The following is a 21069-nucleotide window of genomic DNA, read 5'->3' on the forward strand; positions in this document are numbered from 1 at the left end:
TGAATGCCGAGATGATAGAGGCCGCCGCTTGTGATATGGTTTTATGTTCTAACCCAAACTTATACCGCGAATTACAGACTTTAAAAAGTACCTTCTTTATCTTGGACGTAGTGAAATTTATTTAAAAGCTCTTTGTCGTATTCTGGAATTGCGCCCTGATGCGCACAGACATAATCCGCAAGGGTTGATCCGAAAGCCAGCGCCTGTTGTAAAGGGGCACCTTTAAGCATCATGTACAAAAAACCTGCGGATAAACTGTCTCCGGCGCCGACCGTATCTACGACGGTTATGTCTTTACAGTTCTGCCGGAAAATTTTTCCGTCCTTCGTACAGCAAACCGAACCTTTTTTTCCGAGGGTTACTAAGATTATATCGAGCGGGTATCGGTGAAAAAGTTCCGCTATCGTTTCATCGAAATTCTTTTTTCCGATATCTGCGGCGTTCGCTATAACGGGAATTTCATCGTCATTCATTTTAAGAACGGTGGCGTGAAGAAGCCCTTGATCGATTATTTCCTTGCTGTAAAAATTTTTACGGATATTTACGTCAAAAAATCTTACAGGGACGTCGATAGAGTCCCATATTCGGCAGAGGGCTTTTCGGTTTTGTTCGCTGCGTTGTGCAAGAGTTCCGTAACATAGAACGTCAAACGGTCCTTTTAGCTCATCGGAAATTTTTATGTCGTCCCAAGCGCACGGCTCGTTAAAAGCGTAGTCGGCTATTCCGTCGACAAGAAAAACTTCGGCCTTTCCGGTAGGAAATTCGCTTATATGAATATGCTCGGAGCCTATTCCGAATTTTTTAACGGTGTCCAACGCCGACCGCCCCAGTTCGTCGTCTCCTACCGCGCTGACGATAGTTCCCGTTGCGCCGAGTTTTTGAAAATGCGCGGCCACATTTAACGGGGCGCCTCCGATTCGCGCCGAATCTTTGAATATGTCAAAAAGTATTTCTCCGAAACAGATAAATTTCATATTATTCAATCATTATAACATAATAGTCGCTATAAAGCGACCGTATCGTTGCCGTATTGTTACCGCCTGTTTCCGCCGGATTATTGATGTCCAAGCGGCGGCGGCAAACCGGTACTGCGGATTTTTAAAAGACGAACGGCAACATACTCCGTCTAAACCGCAAAGTTTATATCACAGAATTCGACGTTGCAGTCTTCCGCTATAAAGCCCAGCTCATATTCGGGTTTTTCATACAGACGATATGAAAAAGCGATTTTTTCGTCAATGAATATGTCTATATTATCCTTTTCAACGAGCAGGCAGATCTTTATCCATGAATTTACATCAAAGGCAAAAGATTTTTCGCAAACCCTAAAGCCGTCAGGACCCGGCATTTTCGGTTTTGGGATAGCCTGGCAGGATTGCTGCCAAAACGGATCCACGGGCATGGGAAGATTTAAAAGGGATACCCTTTGCATGGAATAATCGAATTCCAACTGCAGACAAGTCGATGCGTCGCGATCGCTTTTTAAAAGAATGCCGAAATTGTTATATATTTCATGAGCTCTGCATCGGCAGGAAAATAAATAGGATTCGGGGATGCCGGTGAAAAAACCGTAGGAGCACGTTCCTAAAGAGGATATGTCGATAGATCTGTTGCCGAAGTTAGTCCCGTTTCCTTGGATCTGCATATACTGCCAATCGATCTTTTTAGGATATAGAGAGCGAATTTCAGGCGGCATTTTTACATCCAATTCTCCTTTTGAGTTTTGTACTACTTCGTGCGGGACGCAAAATTTACCGCCCCAATACCATTCTCCCTGATCGCAATCGTCGCCTCTGTCGTGCGCCCAAGCAAAATAAATACGGCGTCCTTCATCGTTTGCCATGGACTTCGCGGCATAGAAGCGTCTGCCGCCTATTCCGTCGGATTTCGGGGTTCTCCACGGGCCGAAAGGCGAACTTGAAACTCTGTAAATGGTATTTACGTATTCCGAAAACCTTGAATAAGATAAATACCAATTTGAACCGATTTTATACATTTCGGGGCATTCGGGACAGTTGGTGTTCCCCGGATAATAAAGAACACGTGAATATGTCCATTTATCCAAGTCCGGGGAAGTATACAATACAACACATCCTCTTCTGGTAATCGCATTGCCTTTAAGCCTTGCAGACAAGATCATCCAATAGGCATTCTCTTCATCATTGTAAAATACGTAAGGATCTCTCCAGTCCAAAGCTTCAAAAAGATCTTCATTAGGTAACAGTATGGGGTTCTTTTTATCTTTTTCCCATGTGATGCTGTCTTTGCTGTATGCATGGCATATAGTTTGCTGATATTTTGCTTTAATATTGTATCCGGTATAAAACGCATGGAACATTCCGTTACCGAAAACGACGGAACCCGTCCAAACACCTGAAGAATCCGCATCATCGTTTGTGCCCGGATGTATGGCTACGGGTAATTCTTCCCAGTGAAGCAGATCTTTTGAAATTGTGTGGCACCATGAGGTTCTAAGTCGATCGGGATATACTGTAGTGCCTTGGGGCGGGGTAAGTGAGAAGATATGATATGTGCCGTCATAAAAAAAAGGGATTGCATCGCCTGTTGACGGGCAGTGTTTTGTATGTCTGAATAATTTTGATGTCATTTTTATCCTCCTTAAAAATTCGACAGACTAACAAAATATCGATTTTATAAGATGTTGAATCAGTGCGCTTTTTGTGCACGGTTTAAGTTTAAACTGAACGGCGTTATTTCGGACGTTCAATTTAAACGTTCATTTATTCTTTTTAATAAAAGAACGCAATATGCCGTTGCCGCCCTTTTGAGTGTCTATCAGGATTGCGATCAAGATGATTATACCCTTTACTATCAATTGCCAAAAAGAGCTTACTCCCAGTAAGTTTAAACCGTTTGAAATGATACCGATGACCATCGCTCCTATTACGGTTCCGCTTAGAAGACCTTTGCCGCCCGACATGGAAATTCCACCGAGTACGCAGGCGGCGATGGCGTCAAGTTCATAGCCGCTTCCTACCGAAGGCTGTCCCGAATACATTCTGCTTGAAAGGACTATTCCCGCAAAAGCGGATAAAAATCCGCTGATGGTATATATCAGCACTTCAACTTTGAAGATAGGTACGCCGCTTAATCTGGCAGATTCTCTATTGCCGCCGATCGCATATATGTAGGCGCCGAATTTGGTTTTATTCAGCAAAAACGAAAATATAATTATAAGGATTAGCATGTAGACAATCGGCAACGGAATGACATTGAACAAATAGCCGGTCCCTATGTTAACGAAAAAAGATTCCTGAATTCGGGTTGATCTTCCGCCGCTGTATACATAAGCAACGCCGTTTGTAATATTCATCATAGCCATGGTTACAATAAAAGCGGGAACATTGAATTTGGCAATAAACAAACCCGATAAGAATCCCGTAGCCGTGCCTATGAGCAGCCCCAAAATAATAGCCGCCCATATAGGCATACCCTGGGTGACTATAAAGCCTACGGTCAAGGTTCCCGTCATCGCAACGATCTTCCCAACTGAAAGATCAATGCCGCCAAGGATAATTACCAACGACATTCCGATTGCGATATACATATTGATGGAAATTTGTCTTAGAACGGACAAAATATTATTTGCGGTAAAAAATTTATCCGTAAGAAACGTTAATAAGATACATAAAAAAAGCAGAACAACCAATATGCCTGCGTTATTTTTTAATGTTGCAAACATACCGCGGTTTTTTACTTTTATGATTGTTTTATTGTTCATTATCATCCTCCTGCCGCATATTTCATGATTAATTCCTGCGATAATTCGTTTTTTGTGAGTTGCTTTACCAATCGGCCTCTTTTCATTACACAGACGGAATCGCACATATTAATCACCTCCGGCAGATCGCTGGAGATCAGTATTATTGCCAGTCCGGCTTTTGAAAGTTCATTAATTATTGAATAAATTTCAAATTTGGCGCCCACGTCTACACCCCGCGTAGGTTCATCCAAGATTAATAAGCTGGGATCGGTAGATAACCATTTGGCTATGACAACTTTTTGCTGGTTGCCTCCGGAAAGATTTATAACGTCGGTATCGTAAGATGATGCCTTTATCTTAAAGTTATCCGCGTAGTAGTGAATCAGTTTATTCTTCTTTGCAGTGTCTATGGCAAATCCGCGCATGATCCGATCAAGAGACGCAAGTACCATATTAAAGCCTACCGAATTGCTCAAAACCAATCCTTGTTTTTTTCTGTCTTCAGGAACAAATCCGATTCCTTTTTTAATAGCTTGAGAAGATTTTTTAAAATAAACGCTTTCACCGTTTAAATATACCTGTCCCTGCGTGCGATGAGGCGTGTTTGCAAAGATGCTCATCATAAGTTCGCTCCGTCCGGCCCCTATAAGGCCTGCAAAGCCGAGGATTTCTCCTTTATGAACTTTGAAAGTTATATCCTTAAAGGATTCACTCGAAAGCCCTTGTACGTCTAAAACAGTTTGAGTGTTTTTAAATGAAATTCCGGTACGAAAATCATATTTCTCTAAAGCGCGTCCTACCATCATGGATACAAGTTCATCCGTATCGGTTTTTTGAGTAAACTTTGTACCGACAAAGTGTCCGTCTCTTATAACGGTGATCCTGTCGGAAATTTGGAATAATTCTTCCATTCTGTGAGAAATATAGATGATGCTTACTTCTTGTTTTTTTAAACGCTCGATCGTCCGGAAAAGAGTATTTACATCTTCTTTTCCTATTGAGGAGGTAGGTTCGTCCATGACAAGTATTTTGGCATTAAATGAGATGGCCTTAACTATTTCAACCATCTGCTGTTGTGCTATTGTCAATTCTTCAACTCTCCGTGTGACGTCAAGATCCACCCCGAGAGAGTTTAACTTGTCCTTCGCTTCAAGGATCATTGCCTTTTCGTCAAGAATTCCCGTTTTTTTTGTTATCTCCCGTCCAAGAAAAATATTTCTGTAAACCGGTATGGAAGGAACCAGCATTATTTCCTGATGGATTATTCCTATGCCGTATTCTCGGGCGGTATGTACATTTTTAATTTCAACAGGAGCTCCGTTTAAACTTATCGATCCCGAATCCGGTCTATATATGCCTCCGAGCACTTTTATTAGAGTAGATTTTCCTGCACCGTTTTCGCCAAGCAGAGCGTGTACTTCTCCTCTTTCCAGTGAAAAATCTATTCCGTTGAGCGCATAAACGCCTGAAAATGATTTTGATATGTTTTTCATTTCCAGAATCGGACCATTCATAATATTACCCTTGAAAACATGTAAAACGAAGGAAAGGAATGCTTTCCTTCGTTTTGGTTATTATTGAAAATTACTGCCAGTCGTTGAGTGTTTTTTTAGCTTCGTCTATGGAAACCAAGTGGGAAGCAAGATAAACGGAATTTTTGATCTGCTTGCCGCTTAGCACATCAAGTCCTTGCTGGAATGCGTATTTTACGATTTCTATAGGTACCTGTGCGGCTACGGCTGCAAATTCTCCGTCCAGCAGAGCTTTTTTTCCGCTGGGAGAAGCATCTATGCTGTATACTTTTATTTTACCGCTTTTATTTGCAGCTTTTACCGCTGCAGCAGCTCCTAAAGCCGACGGATCGTTTATGCAGAAAAAGGCCTTTAGGTCGGGGTTAGCCGTAATGATATCTTCGGCGAGTTTTAAAGATGCGTCCAAAGCCGCTTTTCCGTCCTGCTGCGCCGTTATGTTGAATTTACTCTTATTGGATCCAAGTCCGTTTAAAAATCCGTTTACGCGATCTACACAGCTTTCGTTTGACGGAAAATCCAGAATTGCAATTTGTCCGCCGGAAGGAAAGTCCTTGACCATCTGTTGCCCGACAAGCTGCCCGGCCATATAACAATCCGTTGCTACAACCGATAAAACCAAGCCCAAATCCGCCTTTCCTACGGATGTATCGACATTGATTACGGGAACACCCGCATTTTTAAGCTCGATAAGTCCTGCAGTAATACCGTTTGAATCCACCGGAATTACGAATACCATGTCATAGCCTTGAGTCGCAACATCCGATAGTTGATTCAGCTGTTTATTCAGATCGTAGTCCGGATCCAGACAAGTATATTCAATATTTTTTTCGGCACAAAGTTTTTTAAAAGTGTCGTTCATTGTACTCTGAAATGTGTTGTTCTGCGTGTTCGGCAAAAAAGCAAATCTAAGAGATTTCGATTTTTTCTCATTTTCTCCTCCGGCAAACATTGCCATAGAAACAATACACAGCGATAAAATTATGCTGACTGTTTTTTTCATATTACATCATCCTTGTTTGACGGAATACGCCCGCCCTTGTTTTACGTAAATATTAACACGATACAAAGTATATGTCAACAAATTTATTTTAATATTTATTTTACATAGACTTTTTCTTTAATTTTACGTAAAATATTGTAAAGTGCAAATAATCTGTATAACTTTGTACATTATAATAGAAAAACCTGTAAAAAATATCAGGCTGTTTCTTTTTACACGGACACAGAAGCTTTTATCCTTGTTATTCTCTGTGTTTTATGCAATCATATATTATTATTTTACGTAAAATTTGAGGAATACCGATGGCAAATAATAAAAAAGTTACCTTACAGGATGTAGCTGAAAGAGCGGGGGTATCGATTGCAACCGTCTCTCATGCAATAAATCATACAAGGTTTGTCGCCGAGAACTTGAATGAAAAAGTATTTAAGGCTATTGCAGAGCTGGGGTATGTCACTGACAACATAAAAGATACCGGTTTGAAAAAGCGAAACAAATGTTCCGTGATCTGCCTATTATTACCCAATCTTTCCGGTACCGTAAATCTTCAAATTGCCACTATGCTGGGAATCTATTTCATGTCACATAATTACCGCTTTATCGTGGAGATTACGAGTAATAACATATCGCAAGAAAAAGACATACTTACTTCTTTAGCTGCCGATAAAACTATTGCAGGCATATTTATTATACCTACTACAAATAACATTGCAAATTATAAACGTTTAATAAAAATAAACAAACCCATAGTTTTTTTGGACGGAAAACTTAACTCTAAAAACATATATCAAATAATTTCCGATTATAAAAAGGCCGTCTACCTTAGTACACAGCAGCTTTTAATCTGCAAACATCATGACATTGCTCTTATTGTTTTAGAAAATGACCCATCGAGGGCTTCAGAACAGCTTGAAGGGTACAGAGAAGCCGTGGCAGAGCACAATGTTTTCTTTAGAGATTCTTTGGTCCTTACCGTTGACTCTAAGCAGTCTATGGAAAATCAAGAGCATAAGATCAGAACGTTTTTAGAAGACATAAAATCTACAGCCTGCATAACATGCGGAAACAATCTTACCTTGTCGTTAATTAAAGTCCTTCAAATACTTGGTTTGGATTGCCCTGAAGACATATCCGTTATCGGATACGGAGATTCTCCTTGGAGTGAATTGTACTCTCCCCCGTTGACTGTATTAAAACAGAATGTTTCAAAAATTATAGAAAGTTCGAATGTCCTTATGATGAAACTTTTACAAGGTGAAAGACCCGAAACAAAGAAGATTGTCATACCGATTGAAATTATACAAGGTAAATCTATACAGATGATCAGCATGGGGCCATTTGGAGAAAAAGCAACCGCACCCGAAGAATTGGAATTAACGCAAAGGGAAAAAGAAATTATCAGAAATAAAAAACCCAAGGTCGCGATTTCTCTTCATTACGGAGGAACCGCATGGGCAAGATTGCACGAACAAGGGATCAGAGAAACCCTGGGAAATCTTGGAATTTCGGTAATATCCGTTATGGATGCGGATTTCGATCCTAAACTGCAACTTGCACAGCTGGATGCGATTAGATTGCAAAAACCCGACGCTCTGATCGCAATACCTACCGATGATAATCTTACGTCTCTTAAATTTACGGAATTGTCAAAACAGATGAAACTTATTTTTTTAAGCAACGTTCCCGCCGGTTTTAATGCCGACGCCTATGTTTCATGTGTTTCGGTAAATGAAAACGAAAACGGAAGGAATGTCGGAACACTGCTTGGCGAATATTACAAAAAAAGGGAACATGTGACGGTGGGCTTTCTTGTCCATGGAATACCTTTTTACGGAACACAGATAAGAGATTCTACAGCGGAGAAACTTGTCAGAGAGTATTATACTAATGTAAATATTTTTGCATGTGAAAAATTTATCTCGATTTCAAACGCATACAAAACCTGCTATGACTTGGTTAACTCATGCCCTGAAATCGAGGGTTTATATATTTCATGGGATCAGCCTGCGCTTGAAGCGATTCGTGCTCTTACCGATTTAAAAAGATTGGATATTGCCGTGTTCACATGTGATCTTGATCATGATATTTCAATGAATATGTTGCGCCAAAAAATGGTAAAAGGTTTAAGCACTCAGCGCCCGTATGAACAAGGAGTCGCAGCTGCAATGGCTGTTGCAAAATCCTTGGTTTCAAATAAAAAAATTAAATACATCGGCGTTGATCCGTATGTTGTAAAACCCAAACAGCTTATAAAAGCATGGAAAGATATCATGCATGAAAAGTTACCGTCCGATTTGGAAAAAGAACTAAAGAATAATTTTTTATAAAAAAACTATACGGGCACCGCAAAATAAAAAAATAATGGGGGCATGATAAAATCGTAAGAGACTGAATGGGAACTTCGCAACGAAGTTTCCAGCGGAATGGAACACACTACCGATTAGACTTTCCGCTGAAGCAAAACGGAGGTCATCACGACAGTTTACCGTGCATGTAAGAGTTGAGGACAAGATTGAAAATTTGTCTGAAATCAAGCAGTACCCGACAACAGCATCCGGTTATACGAAGTTTTTTGAAAGAATTGCCGGGTACAAGGCGGCGGACTTTGCAGTGAAAATCGGAAACGAATCGACGAAGAAAACCGACAAGCATGGGGCTTGATGATGAGCTTAGAAGCTTACAAAGTAAAAAAAAGGCGCCAGAAAGGTCTTCACAGTCTCAAAAAACTATGCAAAACAAAGCAAAAGTCATGTCTACGGAACGCGCTACGAGTAAGGCTAGTATCTTCCATCGATTGCGGAACTGTTCCAGATATGGAAAACAAAGAAACTGTGGATTCCGGCGATACGGTTAAAATAAAATTATACAAAGGTTTTTTCGGCGTTTCATGGTTCAAAACGGTAAATGCAAAATGAACAAACTATAAGTCCTTTCGGACGGTCTTGACAATTATATATAGTTAATCTATTTAAAAAAAATCAAACTTTACTTTTTGTATTTTAACTTTGTTTTCTTCTTGAAAATGTTGACAAAATCAAAATAAATAGTATATTTAATTTATGAAGTTTACGGAAGAATTATTGTAATAGGAGTTGTGTTTGTAAAGAAAACACAGAAAACTCCAAACGAAACTATAAAACTTGCGGAGAAACGTTTGAAGGAGGTCTGATTATGGAATATGTATATGTAAAAGATTCGGAAGGTTATGTTTTTAAGAAATTGGAATCAGAACTTTCTCATGATGAAAAAATTATTTCTGAAAAGGAATATTTGAAAAAGTCAGGTCTTGCAAATTATGCGAAAGAATTCGGACATGGCGGAGCAAGAAAAAATTCTGGAAGAAAACAGAAATTCGAATCTCCTTTGAAATTTCAAATTCGTGTAACACAGGAAGAAAAAGATTTTATTTCTTTTGCAAGAGAAAATCATTTGAATTATTCAGCTTTAATGCAGAAGTGATATCACATAACACCGTTTTCAAAGCCGGCAAACGGGACAAGCCGGTTTTCGGCTTAAAATTGTGTTAGTTGAATTGTCGACACTTGGAGAAAAATGAAGAGAAAAACATTCTGTACAATTTATTTTTTATTATTTTTTGTTTTTCAAATTTATGCAGAAAAAACAATTAATTATTGTGAATTTACCGAAATAGAAAATATAAATGATGTGATTGTTACAAAACGAAAATTAAATGGAAATCAGCAGGATATCGCAATCAGATTAAATGAAAAACAACAAAAGGAATTTCTTGATAGAATTAAAATATTAAAACAACAAAAATATATAAAAGTCTTACTAGAATATGAAGTTTCTATTTTTTATGACAATAACAAAACAAATATTTTTTTTATAAATGGCAGAGTAATAAAAAAACAAGACGGTACAACTTATATAATTGATAATAACATTACACTTTTTTTAGATTCTTTATTTACAAAAGATGATGTTTCAAATAATTATAAAGAAAAAATTATAGAAACACAAAACCGAAGAATCCATGTTTATCAGGTAAATTATTCAAGAAAAGATTTAGTCCATATAAATGGAGTTACTTCAAATGCTAATCCTACAGGTGTTTATGACCTTACATGGAAAATCGGACGGGAACTTATTGATGCTCAATATAGTTTTTTCAAGAAAAAATATTTAAAAAATTACATAGAGAGAGAAAAATTAAAAGAAATTGCAGATTTATATATAAATGAAATTTACAAACCTGATAATTCATTAATTTATTCATATTATGAATTACACCCGCTGGATCAAAAAAAAGAGAAATGGATTATTTATTTTATCTATGTCCTCAAAGAACATAGAGGTAAAAAAAAAGTATTGGGATGAAGTTGTATTTATGCTGCCAGACGGTACTATTGTTATCAGTGATAACAATTATGAACGTATACAATTCTAGAAAAAAAACGCCTAGCACCTGCTTCAACCTGACATTGCTGTGCAATGCAGGTTAAGCGGATGTTATGTGTACAGTGCAAAGTGAAGCTGAAGAAAAGAATGGAATTACCAGTAAGTAAAAAAATATAAAATCTTTAATTATAAAAATATTTCTTTCTTTACTTTTATTTATGTTGTTATGTTTTTTATGTTTATATATTTTTTTGAATATATATATATTAATAAGAACAATATTAAATATAAAGATTATTATAATTATGTAATTTCAAATAGCTATTTTGGAAACGGAATAATCGGACTCGCTGATACATCAAAATTTTATTTTGATAAGGATTATAATTATTTAAGCAATGAAGAATTTATAAAATTAATACTAACTGCAATAAATCCAAGCAGGTATACTATAAAACTTGGAAATAAAAGGATTATAGAAGAAAAAGTTAATGAGATTTCCAAGTATATAAACGAATAATACTGCATAGCATATATGCTAGTTCTGCAGCATGCCGTTTTCTTTTAACCACGCCTCTATGTCTTCGTTCCAGTGCGTCTTCTTCATAAAAGCGCCCTCGAGCATACCGAAGCCGTGCCCGCCCGTTTCGTATTGTGCAAAGCGGCACGGTATATGTTTCGCTTTGAGAGCGGCGTACAGGAGACGGCTGTTTTCGAATTTGACGACGGGATCGTCGCGGCAGGCGAGGATGTATGTCGGCGGCATTGTCGGAGGGATTTGCTTTTCCATGGAAAAGCGTTCTTTTCGTTCTTCGCTCATGTTTTTTCCGAGCAGGCTTTTCCGCGACCACTTGTTTGCGATATCGTCGCGCATCGAAACGACGGGGTAGATCGCCATAACGCAGTCGGGGCGCAGGCTTACTTTTACATCGATACCGAGCTTTGCAATTTCGTTGCCGCTTTCGGCAAAGACGCCTGCCATTGTCACTAAGTGTCCGCCTGCGGAAAAACCGATTGCGCCGACTCTGTCGGGATAGATGCCGTAGTCGCGTGCATTTTCGCGCACGAGCTGAATCGCCCGCTGTATATCTTCGAGCTGGGCGGGGTGATGAGCGCCTCCCTGTGCAACGCGGTAGCGCAGTACGAAAGTCGTAACGCCGAGTGCGTTGAAACGCTTTGCAGTACAGTGCCCTTCGTTATACATACCCAAGTGGTGATAGCTTCCGCCGGGACAAATGATGAGAGCTGCCCCGTTTGCGTTTTCTGGCCTGCTCATAAACATAGCCGAATCGCAGCTTCTCATGCCTCGTACGCCCTGCCACAAAAAAACGGCGCGGCGGGAAGCTGAAAGGGGAAGAGCGGAAAAGACAATAAAAAGAACCGCACATACCGTACGAGCTCGGCTCATATTTGTTTTAATAATTTTTTTACCGTTTGCAAAGAAGCGAGATGTCGAGACATAGAAACGGCACACGTCGGCATAAAAGCGACACACGCGATTCGATTTTTTACACATAGCGCAAACTTACCCGAACCGCGCGTTTCCGTCAATGAGCAAAAAAGTGAAATAAAAACAAAAATAAAATTATTTGCTTTTTTTTGTTTTTTCGGTATATTATATGTGATACTATGTCTTGGAGGACACTATGCAATTTTATATATGCAGACATTGCGGCACAATCGTCAGCATGATTCACAAGGGAGGCTGCCTTCCGTCTTGTTGCGGAAAAGAGATGCAGGAGCTCAAAGCGAACACGACCGATGCTGCGCAGGAAAAGCACGTGCCGGTCATCACGGTAAAAGGCAGCGAAGTTCACGTTGCAGTCGGTTCCGTCGTTCATCCGATGGAAGCCGATCACTATATTCAGTGGATCGCGATAGAAACCGAACAGGGCGTCCAGCGTAAAACGCTTAAACCCGGAGAAAAGCCCGAAGCGTCGTTTGCGCTCGCCTCAGGCGACAAATTGATTGCGGCATACGAGTATTGCAATAAACACGGACTTTGGACGGCAAAAGCCTAAGCGCCGGAACACCGATGACGATGAAAACTTTTGCCGCAGTGATTTTCGATATGGACGGAGTTTTGCTCGACAGCGAAACCGTCTGCGACCTTGTGTGGCGTAAAGCGGCAAAAGAGTGCGGAATTGCCGATATCGAGTATCTTATCGAAAAGAACCGCGGATGCAATTATGCCGACACCCGTGCCTCGCTCGAACACGATTTGCAAAGCGTATCCGCGGCCGATAGATTTATGAATCGCATCGCCGTGTTGTTCAATAAAATCGAAACGGAAGAGGGGCTTCCTTCGATGAAAGGCGCGCGTGAGGCGCTTGAATATTTGACAAAAAAAGGCTACCGCATTGCGCTTGCCTCTTCCACCGACGGAGATGCCGTACGCCGTCAGATGAAAAACGCCGGCTTTATCGATTTTTTCGAAACGCTTACGACAGGCGATACGGTCGCTCGCGGAAAACCGGATCCCGAAATCTACGAGCGCGCCTGCGCATCGCTCGGTCTTTCGCCCGATGTCTGCTGTGCGATCGAAGATTCGCCGAACGGTATGCGGAGCGCGTACAGAGCGGGACTTTCGTGCATCATGGTGCCCGATAAAATTGCACCCGACGATGAAATGAAAAAAATCGCGATGTGCATATTACCGTCTCTCGACGCAATCGGCACGGTTTTGTAATCGCCGCGTCGAACGCGAGGGTTGCTGCCGGAAGTGCAGCCGATTTTTATATTATATGCCGTTTTTAGAGAATACGGTTTCCGGTGTTGTTGACACGGATCATATACTATTTTGATAAGGATTGAAAATATGAATACACGAACGATAGGAATTATTATTTTTATGGGGGCGATAATGTTTTTTTCATGCTTTGCAAAAGAAAATGAAAAAAAGGCGGCAGAGCAATTCACATCGATTTCGATGGACGAAGCTGCAAAGCTTATGGAAACGGAAAAGGATTTTATTCTCGTCGACGTGCGCCGTCCCGATGAGTACAAATCGGGTCACATTCCGGGGGCCGTCCTCTTAACGAACGAAACGATTACCGAAGAGAGTGCCGCGCACATTTTGAAAAATAAAAATCAAAAAATTCTCGTTTACTGCAGGAGCGGACAAAGAAGCCGTGTTGCCGCCGGAAAACTTTCGTCGATGGGATATACGAACGTCGTCAATATCGGCGGCATTATGAGCTGGAAGGGTAAAATCGAAAAATAGCGCGCAGGATATTAATTCGCACGATAACAAACCCCTGCCCGCTCTTCGTTCGCTTGCTCCTTCTTTCTCTTTTCTATATACTCGCGTTATGCAGCTGAATAAAATACGAAATATCGGAATCATGGCGCACATCGACGCGGGCAAAACGACGACGACGGAGCGCATCCTCTATTATACGAAAAAAATTCACAAAATCGGCGAAATCGATGACGGTCAGGCGACGATGGATTTTTTGCCGCAGGAACAGGCGCGCGGCATTACGATTGCAAGTGCGGCGACGACGACCGAATGGAAAGGCTTTCAAATCAATATCATCGATACGCCGGGGCATGTCGATTTTACCGCCGAAGTCGAGCGCTCGCTGCGCGTGCTCGACGGTGCGGTCGCCGTCATCTGCGCAGTCGACGGCGTGCAGCCGCAGACGGAAACGGTGTGGCGTCAGGCGGACACGTTTAAAGTGCCGCGCCTGTGTTTTATGAATAAAATGGATCGCGTCGGCGCCGACTTTTTCGGTTCGATGGAAGACGTGCACGAAAAGTTCGGTGTCGAATGCGTCGCTCTCCAGATCCCGATCGGGGAAGGAAGCGATTTCGAAGGCGTCATCGATCTTTTGACGATGCAGGAAATCCGCTGGAACGAAGACGATGACGGAGAAACTTTTTCATTTTCCGATATCGCTCCCGAACGCAAAGAAAAAGCGGACGAATGGCGGGCGAAGCTCGTCGATCAGGTCGCATCGGCCGACGATTTTCTTGCGGAATTATACCTCGAAGGAAAAGAGATAACGACGGAACAGTTGAAAGATGCGATCCGCAAAGAGACGATAGCGCGTGCAATCGTTCCGTTTGTGATGGGAAGCGCCCGCCGCAATCAGGGCGTACAGCCGCTCATCGATGCACTCATCGATTATCTTCCGGCACCCGATGAAGTGCCGCCCGCCGTCGGTTTGCACATAAAGCGCGACAAAGAAGAAAAAATCGAAGTGCCGTGTAAAGAAAGCGGAGCCGCCGTCGGCTTGGTGTTTAAAATTCAGCACGATCCGAATATGGGACTCCTGTGTTTTGTGCGCATGTATTCGGGGAAAATTGCGAGCGGCACGCAAGTATACAACGTGAACAAAAAAAAGCGCGAGAGAGTCAACAGAATTTTCAGAATCAACGCGGACAAAGAAGAGCCGATCGACAGTATCGCTGCAGGCGATATCGCAGCGTTTATCGGATTGAAACTCGCGCAGACGGGCGACACGCTCGGCAGCGAGGGGATGCCGGTGCTCCTCGAAAAACCGCAGTTTCCCGAACCGGTCATATCGGTTTCTCTCGAACCCGAATCGCTCGCCGAGCGCGACAGGATGAACGATACGCTTGCGATCCTTTCGCGGGAAGATCCGACGTTTACGTATCACGAAGACGCGGAAACGGGTCAGCTGATAATCAGCGGCATGGGAGAGCTGCATCTCGATGTACTCGTCACGCGCATGCAGGACGATTTTAAAGTGAAGTGCCGCGTCGGCTCTCCGCAAGTGACTTACCGCGAAGCGGTGACCGCAAGCGCGGACGCAAGCGAAAGCTACAGCAAAGTGCTCGGCGGAAAAGAAAATACGGCGGGCATAACGGTTCACGTCGAACCTCGTCCTCAAGGAGCCGGAAACTCCTATGCGTGTACCGTAAAGAAGGGCGATATCCCCGACGAAATTTTCGAAGCGATGGAAAGCGCGTTCGAAAGTTCTTTCCAATCGGGAATCAAATTCGGTTATCCCTGTACCGATACCGCCGTCACCGTAACCGATGTCGATTACAGCGAATTGACGTCGACGACGTTTGCATTCGAAGCGTGCGCCGCCGCGGTTTTCGACAAAGCCTGTTCGGCCGCAAAACCGGAATTGCTCGAACCCGTTATGGACGTCGATATTTCCTGTCCGAAAGAATTCGTCGGAGACGCGATGAACCAGATGACCGGCCGCGGCGGCATTATACTCGGACAGGATTCGAAGCAGACGGGCGAAATCGTTCACGCGCAGGCGCCGATGGCGAAGATGTTCGGTTTTTCGACGAGTCTCCGGTCGGCGACGCAGGGCAGGGCGTCGTTTTCGATGGAGTTCAGCCATTTTCAAGTAAAGCCCGGCGGATTGAGCGCGTTTTAAATTGCACGTTTGATGCGAATGTATAATGGAACTCCTCTAAAAATTGATTTTTTTTCGAAACTTTCAATAATTATTAAATAATAAAATCCTTGCGTTTTTCGGGAATCGGCCTTACAATTAACCTCGTAATCGATACAAGGAGGTTTTACTGTGGCTGATTCGACCAAATCGACATTGCGTAAGTGGCTGACGATCGCAGTCGTGGCGTTTGCGGGAGGACTTATTACCAAACTGCCGTATTTGCGCGAAACGTACATGGAGCCGCTTTCACAAGCGACGGGAGCTACGATGGCGCAGCTCGGCATCCTTATGAGCGCGTACGGCATCGTAAACTTTATCTGCTATTTTCCGGGCGGTGTGCTTGCGGATAAATTCAGTTCGCGGGGATTGATCGCATTTTCATGCATCGGCACTGCGCTTGCAGGTTTTTGGTACTATATGATGCCCGGCTTCGTATGGCTCGTCGTCATCCATGCGATCTTTGCGATAACGACGGTGTTTACGTTTTGGGCGGCTATGGTCAAATCGATTAACAATCTCGGCGGTCCCGAAGAGCAGGGACGCTTGTTCGGCTCGCTCGAAGGGGGACGCGGACTTATCGGTACGCTTGCCGCGCTCGGCTCCGTCATAGCGTTCAATGCGGCGGGAGCCGGTAACGATATCGGCGGCATGAAAAATACGATTATGTATTACAGCGTCGGACTTGTTATCGCCGGCGTCCTCGCGATTCTTTTTCTCGGAAAGGATAATCCCGCACAGAGAGAAGTGCAGGAAAAAAATGCTCTTAATTGGAAAGATTTTCTTGAAGTCGCGAAGATGCCGCGCGTGTGGCTCGCGGGACTTCTCGGCGTGTGTAATTATTCCGCGCTTATTTTTCACGGATACATCACCGGATATATGTCGAACGCGTTCGGCCTTCCGGCCGGTACGGTTGCGCTTCTCAATACTGTCCGTACCTACGGTATGATGATGATCGGCGCCTTTGTGGCAGGGCTTATCTCGGATAAAGTCGGAAGCCGCGTCAGATTTATCGCCTATGCGTTTATCGGTATGGTCGTCTTTGCGTCGATGTACATTATCATTCCCGTCGGAGTGAAATCGGTGCCGCTTATCGTAGCGAACTTTATATGCTACGGTCTTTTTTTGTACAGCATCAAAGCGCTCTATTTTTCGACGATCGACGAAGTCGGTGTGCCGAAGCGGCTTGCGGGAACCGCTTCGGGAGTTATTTCGCTTGTAACGTATTCCGTCGAAATATTTCTCTACGCCGTGTCGGGCGCAATGGTCGATAGATATGCCGGTACCGCGACTCCCTTTGCCGGCTATCGCCACTGTTGGATTGCGATGGTTTGCCTTTCCGCTGCGGGCTTCGTATTCGGCTTTATTCTTATCGCGATGAATAAAAAAGCCGCTGCCGAAAAGACGGCTTAAGTGCGTCGTGTCCTCTCCGGCACGGCAGTCTATTATTGATTATTATGCGGAGGTGTTGCGGTGAAATTGCTCAGTTCGGTAAACAGCGATTATAACAACGATCTGCACAATTGGAATGAGATAGAGCGGCAGGTTACGAATATTGCAAAAGCGGGCTTTACGCATACGCAGTGGATTCACGATTGGGAAGGCGAGTATATCTACAGCAAAAGCGAAATGTTTCAAGCGCGCGATCTGCTGAACGGCCTCGGCTTAAAGGCACATACGATTCATGCGTCCGAGGGCGGCAGGCGTACGATTATCGATAAAGACGGAAAAAAGATTTTCCGAAATCGTTATCGCCTGACCGACATCCGCAAAGATTATACGTCGATGAACGAATACTGCCGGCTTGCCGGAGTCGATTTGTTAAAAAATCGAGTCGATCTGTGTACCTACATCGGTGCGTCGGTTATGGTGCTGCACATGCAGCTTCCGTGGAAACTGTTTGCCGAAAGCGAAAAAGATAAAGAGGATTATTATGCGCAAGTGTGCAAGTCTTTCGATGAACTTGCCCCGTATGCGAAAGCTGCAGGCGTTCGCTGTGCGCTCGAAAATTTGATCGTAACGCCGTGGCAAGTACAGGAAGAAGCGTTCGACCGTATGTTCGATCGCTACGATTCCGATTTTCTCGGTTTCGCCTTCGATTCCGGACATGCAACGCTGCAGTGTCGTCATGATTTTAATTATTTTTTGAAAAAATATTACAGTCGAACTTTTGCGACTCACTTACAGGAAAACGCTTCCATTCCGGAAGCGTTGACGGACGATGATGCGGAAATATTGAAACACGACGCACATTGGGTGCCTATGGACGCGCGGGGACACGGTACGATGGATTGGAATGAAATCGCACGGTATGTGGCGAAAGCGCCGCTCGATTTGCCTGCAGACTTTGAAGTGGGCATCTACGGCAAAGACGAAGAGGACGAATTCGATCAGCTCGTCGAATGCCGCAAAACGGCGGAAAAATTTTATCAGATGGTGCTGGATGCGAAAACATAGCGGTTCGCGGAATCCGTACCGTTTCGGTCCGTTTGAGTGGACGGCGATTTCTCTTGCGCTGCAAAAAGGCGGCGTTACGTCGTCCGTTTTGGCAAAAAAGCTGCGATGCTCCTATGACGATGCACGCGATACGCTTTGCGCTCTGAAAGAGCGGGGCGTGCTCGATGCGAGAGGTGCATTTACCGGCAGGCACGAATCGTTTTCGGGCGGCATGACGAATTATCAGATATTGTTTTTTCTCGACAAAGAACGGTATCTTTTGCGCGTGCCGGGAGCGGGTACGCGCAGTCTTATCAACCGCATGCAGGAATATGAAGCGTATCGGGCGGTCGCGGGCTGCGGTATTACGGATGACGTCGTGTTTTGCGAACCCGATACGGGATATAAAATTAAACGTTTTGTACGGGATGCCCGCCCCTGTAATCCGCAAAATGTAAAAGACACGAAGCGGTGTATGGAACTGCTCCGGCGGCTCCACTCGCTCGATCTTTCGGTAAGCGCGCAATTCGACGTATTCGAAAAACTTGCCGCGTATGAAAAGCTCTGCCGTTCGACCGTTCTGCCGTTCGACGGATGGAAAGAAACGCGGAGCCGCGTGCTTTCACTCAGGCCGCTGTTAAAAAAATTGCCGCATCGTCGTACGCTCTGCCATATAGATCCCGTACAGGATAATTTTCTATTTTGCAGAGGCGGTACGCTTTGCTTGATCGATTGGGAATATGCGGCGATGAGCGACGGTGATATCGATATCGCAATGTTTTGCATCTATGCCGGATACGATCTTGCGCAGATCGACAGGACGATCGATCTTTATTACGAATGCAAGTGTCCTGCCGAAAACCGCGCGAAGATTACGTGCTATGTAGCCGCTTGTGCGCTTTTATGGACGTACTGGTGCGAATATAAAAAGAAAAAAGGCGTTTCATTTGACGAATACGAACGCGTGCAGTATGCGTATGCCTGCGATTTTTCATCTATAGCGCTCTCACGTTTTTTTTCGCTCGGATTATCCGAAGGCTGATTATTAATAAGGAGTCGTCACTGTGAACATACCGACGGCATCGATGCTGCGTAAAAAGAATATCGACATACCGCTTATCGTTTTTCCGTTTTTGACGGTTACGTTTTTGTGCTGCGTGTTTATCTTTTTTCCCGATGTTTCCAAACGTGTTATAGACGGAGCGCGTGCGTGGATAGGAAACACGCTCGGCATCTATTATCTCGCGTTCGGTATTGCGAGCGTCGTACTGACTTTGTTTTTTGCGTTTTCAAAAATCGGTACGATAAAACTCGGCGGTACGGCAAAGCCCGAATATTCGCTTTTTGCGTGGGGCTCGATGATCTTTACGAGTACGATGGCGGCGGATATTTTGTATTATTCGTTTATCGAGTGGGCGCTGTATGCGCAGGAAAAGCGTATCGGCGATTTGGGGAGTATGCAGGAATGGGCGTCGGTTTATCCGCTGTTTCATTGGGGGCCGATTCCGTGGAGTTTTTATATCGTGCTTGCGATTGCGTTTGCATATATGATTTACGTAAAGGGGAGGACGCGTCAAAAATTCAGCGAAGCGTGCCGCCCGCTTTTCGGCGATAAGATCGGCGGAGCGTGCGGGAGCCTTATCGATTTTATTGCGATTTTTTCGCTGCTTGCCGGAACGGCGACGACGTTTTCGCTTGCGACGCCGCTTTTGAGCGCCGCGGTAAGCAGCATCACCGGCATTCCCGATTCCGCACTGCTGTCCGTCGGTATGCTTATCTGCATCGCCGTGTTGTATACGATAGCGGTGCTCTTTTCGTTTAAAGGAATCATGTTGATGGCGAAGCTGTGCATCTATGTGTTTTTTGCCTTCCTTTTTTGGGTAGGCATATTCGGCGGCGAAACGCGTTATATTCTCGAAACGGGATTTACCGCGCTCGGAAATATGATTCACCATTTTATTCCGCTTGCCGTGTACACCGATCCGCTCAGAAAAACAGGGTTTGTGCAAAATTGGACGGTGTTCTATTGGGCATACTGGATGGTATGGTGTGTCGCAACTCCGTTTTTTATCGCGACCGTCAGTAAAGGACGTACGGTGCGGAATGTCGTATTCGGCGTATATATTGCGGGGCTCGCGGGTACCTTTACTTCGTTCATCGTATTCGGCAATTACGGTCTCGCGCTCAAAATGCACGGAGTTTTCGACGCGGTGCAAAATCTCGCCCGTGGTATTCCGATGCCCTATGTCATCGTGTCGATTATCAAAACGCTGCCGTTTCCGACTTGTGCGCTTTTGCTGCTGATAGTGACGATTTTGATGTTTTATTCGACGACATTTGATTCGCTGACGATGGTCATTTCGATGTATTCATACCGGACGATTTCGCAGGGGGAAGTGCCGCATAAAGCGATGCGTGCATTTTGGGCGATCGTATTTATCATCTTTCCCATCGGTTTGATTTTTTCGGAAAATTCCTTGCACGGCTTACAGTCGGTTTCGATTATCGCCGCTCTGCCCATTTCGATTGTAATGATTTTGATCGCAGTGTCGTTTATAAAAGACGTAACGAAAAAAATCGTGCCGACCGACGGAACGCCGTAAAGCTGAGCGCAGGTGACGCGGTGGCGTATGG

At 43.8% G+C, this 21069-nt stretch carries 19 protein-coding genes; 13 read left to right on the plus strand and 6 right to left on the minus strand.

What is annotated here, in order from left to right:
* Positions 1-80: 80 nt before the first annotated feature.
* The 5 genes from HMPREF0860_RS11735 to HMPREF0860_RS11755 all read right to left on the minus strand — a co-directional run bounded on the left by HMPREF0860_RS11735 (position 81) and on the right by HMPREF0860_RS11755 (position 6256).
* Positions 81-974 carry a PfkB family carbohydrate kinase gene (locus HMPREF0860_RS11735; protein WP_021331685.1) on the minus strand — a complete coding sequence of 298 codons (894 nt, stop codon included), beginning with the start codon at positions 972-974 and terminating at the stop codon, positions 81-83.
* Between the two features lie 152 nt (positions 975-1126).
* The gene (locus tag HMPREF0860_RS11740; RefSeq protein WP_021331684.1) at positions 1127-2608 is read right to left on the minus strand and encodes a glycoside hydrolase family protein; all 1482 of its coding nucleotides are present in this window, start codon (positions 2606-2608) and stop codon (positions 1127-1129) included.
* Positions 2609-2737: 129 nt separating this feature from the next.
* Positions 2738-3742, minus strand: coding sequence for an ABC transporter permease (locus HMPREF0860_RS11745; RefSeq protein ID WP_021495821.1), 1005 nt, complete (start codon positions 3740-3742; stop codon positions 2738-2740).
* A 2-nt stretch (positions 3743-3744) separates the two neighbouring features.
* Positions 3745-5238 (minus strand): sugar ABC transporter ATP-binding protein, encoded by a 1494-nt coding sequence (locus HMPREF0860_RS11750; protein WP_021495815.1) that lies wholly within the window; start codon positions 5236-5238, stop codon positions 3745-3747.
* Positions 5239-5308: 70 nt separating this feature from the next.
* Positions 5309-6256 (minus strand): sugar ABC transporter substrate-binding protein, encoded by a 948-nt coding sequence (locus HMPREF0860_RS11755; protein WP_021495814.1) that lies wholly within the window; start codon positions 6254-6256, stop codon positions 5309-5311.
* Positions 6257-6558: 302 nt separating this feature from the next.
* Here HMPREF0860_RS11755 and HMPREF0860_RS11760 point away from each other — a divergent pair, with 302 nt between their 5' ends.
* The 5 genes from HMPREF0860_RS11760 to HMPREF0860_RS11775 all read left to right on the plus strand — a co-directional run bounded on the left by HMPREF0860_RS11760 (position 6559) and on the right by HMPREF0860_RS11775 (position 11138).
* A complete protein-coding gene (locus HMPREF0860_RS11760; protein ID WP_021495819.1) occupies positions 6559-8583 on the plus strand; it encodes a LacI family DNA-binding transcriptional regulator in 2025 nt (674 codons plus the stop codon).
* Positions 8584-9335: 752 nt separating this feature from the next.
* Complete coding sequence (locus HMPREF0860_RS14295; RefSeq protein WP_369085210.1) at positions 9336-9425, plus strand: type II toxin-antitoxin system RelE/ParE family toxin; 90 nt, start codon at positions 9336-9338, stop codon at positions 9423-9425.
* A 2-nt stretch (positions 9426-9427) separates the two neighbouring features.
* The gene (locus HMPREF0860_RS11765) at positions 9428-9715 is read left to right on the plus strand and encodes a hypothetical protein (RefSeq protein WP_021329378.1); all 288 of its coding nucleotides are present in this window, start codon (positions 9428-9430) and stop codon (positions 9713-9715) included.
* 93 nt (positions 9716-9808) lie between these two features.
* The gene (locus tag HMPREF0860_RS11770) at positions 9809-10597 is read left to right on the plus strand and encodes a hypothetical protein (RefSeq protein ID WP_021495803.1); all 789 of its coding nucleotides are present in this window, start codon (positions 9809-9811) and stop codon (positions 10595-10597) included.
* Between the two features lie 256 nt (positions 10598-10853).
* A complete protein-coding gene (locus tag HMPREF0860_RS11775) occupies positions 10854-11138 on the plus strand; it encodes a transglycosylase domain-containing protein (RefSeq protein ID WP_244870197.1) in 285 nt (94 codons plus the stop codon).
* A gap of 18 nt (positions 11139-11156) precedes the next feature.
* On the opposite strand, the gene HMPREF0860_RS11780 is transcribed toward HMPREF0860_RS11775, so the two are convergent.
* Positions 11157-12026: an alpha/beta hydrolase gene (locus HMPREF0860_RS11780; RefSeq protein ID WP_162147020.1), complete on the minus strand. Its 870-nt coding sequence runs from the start codon at positions 12024-12026 to the stop codon at positions 11157-11159.
* A 238-nt stretch (positions 12027-12264) separates the two neighbouring features.
* On the opposite strand from HMPREF0860_RS11780, the gene HMPREF0860_RS11785 reads away from it, so the two are divergent.
* The 8 genes from HMPREF0860_RS11785 (at position 12265) to HMPREF0860_RS11820 (ending at position 21038) form a co-directional block, all read left to right on the plus strand.
* Positions 12265-12639 carry a desulfoferrodoxin family protein gene (locus HMPREF0860_RS11785; RefSeq protein WP_021495816.1) on the plus strand — a complete coding sequence of 125 codons (375 nt, stop codon included), beginning with the start codon at positions 12265-12267 and terminating at the stop codon, positions 12637-12639.
* Positions 12640-12653: 14 nt separating this feature from the next.
* The gene (locus tag HMPREF0860_RS11790) at positions 12654-13307 is read left to right on the plus strand and encodes an HAD family hydrolase (RefSeq protein WP_021329564.1); all 654 of its coding nucleotides are present in this window, start codon (positions 12654-12656) and stop codon (positions 13305-13307) included.
* A 129-nt stretch (positions 13308-13436) separates the two neighbouring features.
* Positions 13437-13841 carry a rhodanese-like domain-containing protein gene (locus HMPREF0860_RS11795; RefSeq protein WP_021329601.1) on the plus strand — a complete coding sequence of 135 codons (405 nt, stop codon included), beginning with the start codon at positions 13437-13439 and terminating at the stop codon, positions 13839-13841.
* An 88-nt stretch (positions 13842-13929) separates the two neighbouring features.
* Positions 13930-15981 (plus strand): elongation factor G, encoded by a 2052-nt coding sequence (gene fusA, locus HMPREF0860_RS11800; protein ID WP_021329568.1) that lies wholly within the window; start codon positions 13930-13932, stop codon positions 15979-15981.
* Between the two features lie 150 nt (positions 15982-16131).
* Positions 16132-17412, plus strand: a complete 1281-nt coding sequence (locus HMPREF0860_RS11805; protein WP_021329589.1) for an MFS transporter — start codon at positions 16132-16134, stop codon at positions 17410-17412.
* 60 nt (positions 17413-17472) lie between these two features.
* Positions 17473-18456, plus strand: coding sequence for a sugar phosphate isomerase/epimerase family protein (locus HMPREF0860_RS14040; protein WP_021329582.1), 984 nt, complete (start codon positions 17473-17475; stop codon positions 18454-18456).
* The gene (locus HMPREF0860_RS11815) at positions 18347-19477 is read left to right on the plus strand and encodes a choline/ethanolamine kinase family protein (protein ID WP_217995447.1); all 1131 of its coding nucleotides are present in this window, start codon (positions 18347-18349) and stop codon (positions 19475-19477) included. Before HMPREF0860_RS14040 ends, HMPREF0860_RS11815 begins: the two co-directional genes overlap by 110 nt.
* 22 nt (positions 19478-19499) lie before the next feature.
* Positions 19500-21038: a BCCT family transporter gene (locus HMPREF0860_RS11820; RefSeq protein WP_021329575.1), complete on the plus strand. Its 1539-nt coding sequence runs from the start codon at positions 19500-19502 to the stop codon at positions 21036-21038.
* Positions 21039-21069: the final 31 nt, after the last annotated feature.

The organism is Treponema socranskii subsp. socranskii VPI DR56BR1116 = ATCC 35536 (genome assembly GCF_000468115.1).
GTDB classification, from domain to species: Bacteria; Spirochaetota; Spirochaetia; order Treponematales; family Treponemataceae; genus Treponema_D; species Treponema_D socranskii.

What these genes read in the sequence shown, in the direction of transcription:
- HMPREF0860_RS11735 (WP_021331685.1), bottom strand. Translation starts at nt 974, where the DNA reads ATGAAATTTATCTGTTTCGGAGAAATACTTTTTGACATATTCAAAGAT.
- HMPREF0860_RS11740 (WP_021331684.1), bottom strand. Translation starts at nt 2,608, where the DNA reads ATGACATCAAAATTATTCAGACATACAAAACACTGCCCGTCAACAGGC.
- HMPREF0860_RS11745 (WP_021495821.1), bottom strand. Translation starts at nt 3,742, where the DNA reads ATGAACAATAAAACAATCATAAAAGTAAAAAACCGCGGTATGTTTGCA.
- HMPREF0860_RS11750 (WP_021495815.1), bottom strand. Translation starts at nt 5,238, where the DNA reads ATGAATGGTCCGATTCTGGAAATGAAAAACATATCAAAATCATTTTCA.
- HMPREF0860_RS11755 (WP_021495814.1), bottom strand. Translation starts at nt 6,256, where the DNA reads ATGAAAAAAACAGTCAGCATAATTTTATCGCTGTGTATTGTTTCTATG.
- HMPREF0860_RS11760 (WP_021495819.1), top strand. Translation starts at nt 6,559, where the DNA reads ATGGCAAATAATAAAAAAGTTACCTTACAGGATGTAGCTGAAAGAGCG.
- HMPREF0860_RS11765 (WP_021329378.1), top strand. Translation starts at nt 9,428, where the DNA reads ATGGAATATGTATATGTAAAAGATTCGGAAGGTTATGTTTTTAAGAAA.
- HMPREF0860_RS11770 (WP_021495803.1), top strand. Translation starts at nt 9,809, where the DNA reads ATGAAGAGAAAAACATTCTGTACAATTTATTTTTTATTATTTTTTGTT.
- HMPREF0860_RS11775 (WP_244870197.1), top strand. Translation starts at nt 10,854, where the DNA reads ATGTTTATATATTTTTTTGAATATATATATATTAATAAGAACAATATT.
- HMPREF0860_RS11780 (WP_162147020.1), bottom strand. Translation starts at nt 12,026, where the DNA reads ATGAGCCGAGCTCGTACGGTATGTGCGGTTCTTTTTATTGTCTTTTCC.
- HMPREF0860_RS11785 (WP_021495816.1), top strand. Translation starts at nt 12,265, where the DNA reads ATGCAATTTTATATATGCAGACATTGCGGCACAATCGTCAGCATGATT.
- HMPREF0860_RS11790 (WP_021329564.1), top strand. Translation starts at nt 12,654, where the DNA reads ATGACGATGAAAACTTTTGCCGCAGTGATTTTCGATATGGACGGAGTT.
- HMPREF0860_RS11795 (WP_021329601.1), top strand. Translation starts at nt 13,437, where the DNA reads ATGAATACACGAACGATAGGAATTATTATTTTTATGGGGGCGATAATG.
- fusA (WP_021329568.1), top strand. Translation starts at nt 13,930, where the DNA reads ATGCAGCTGAATAAAATACGAAATATCGGAATCATGGCGCACATCGAC.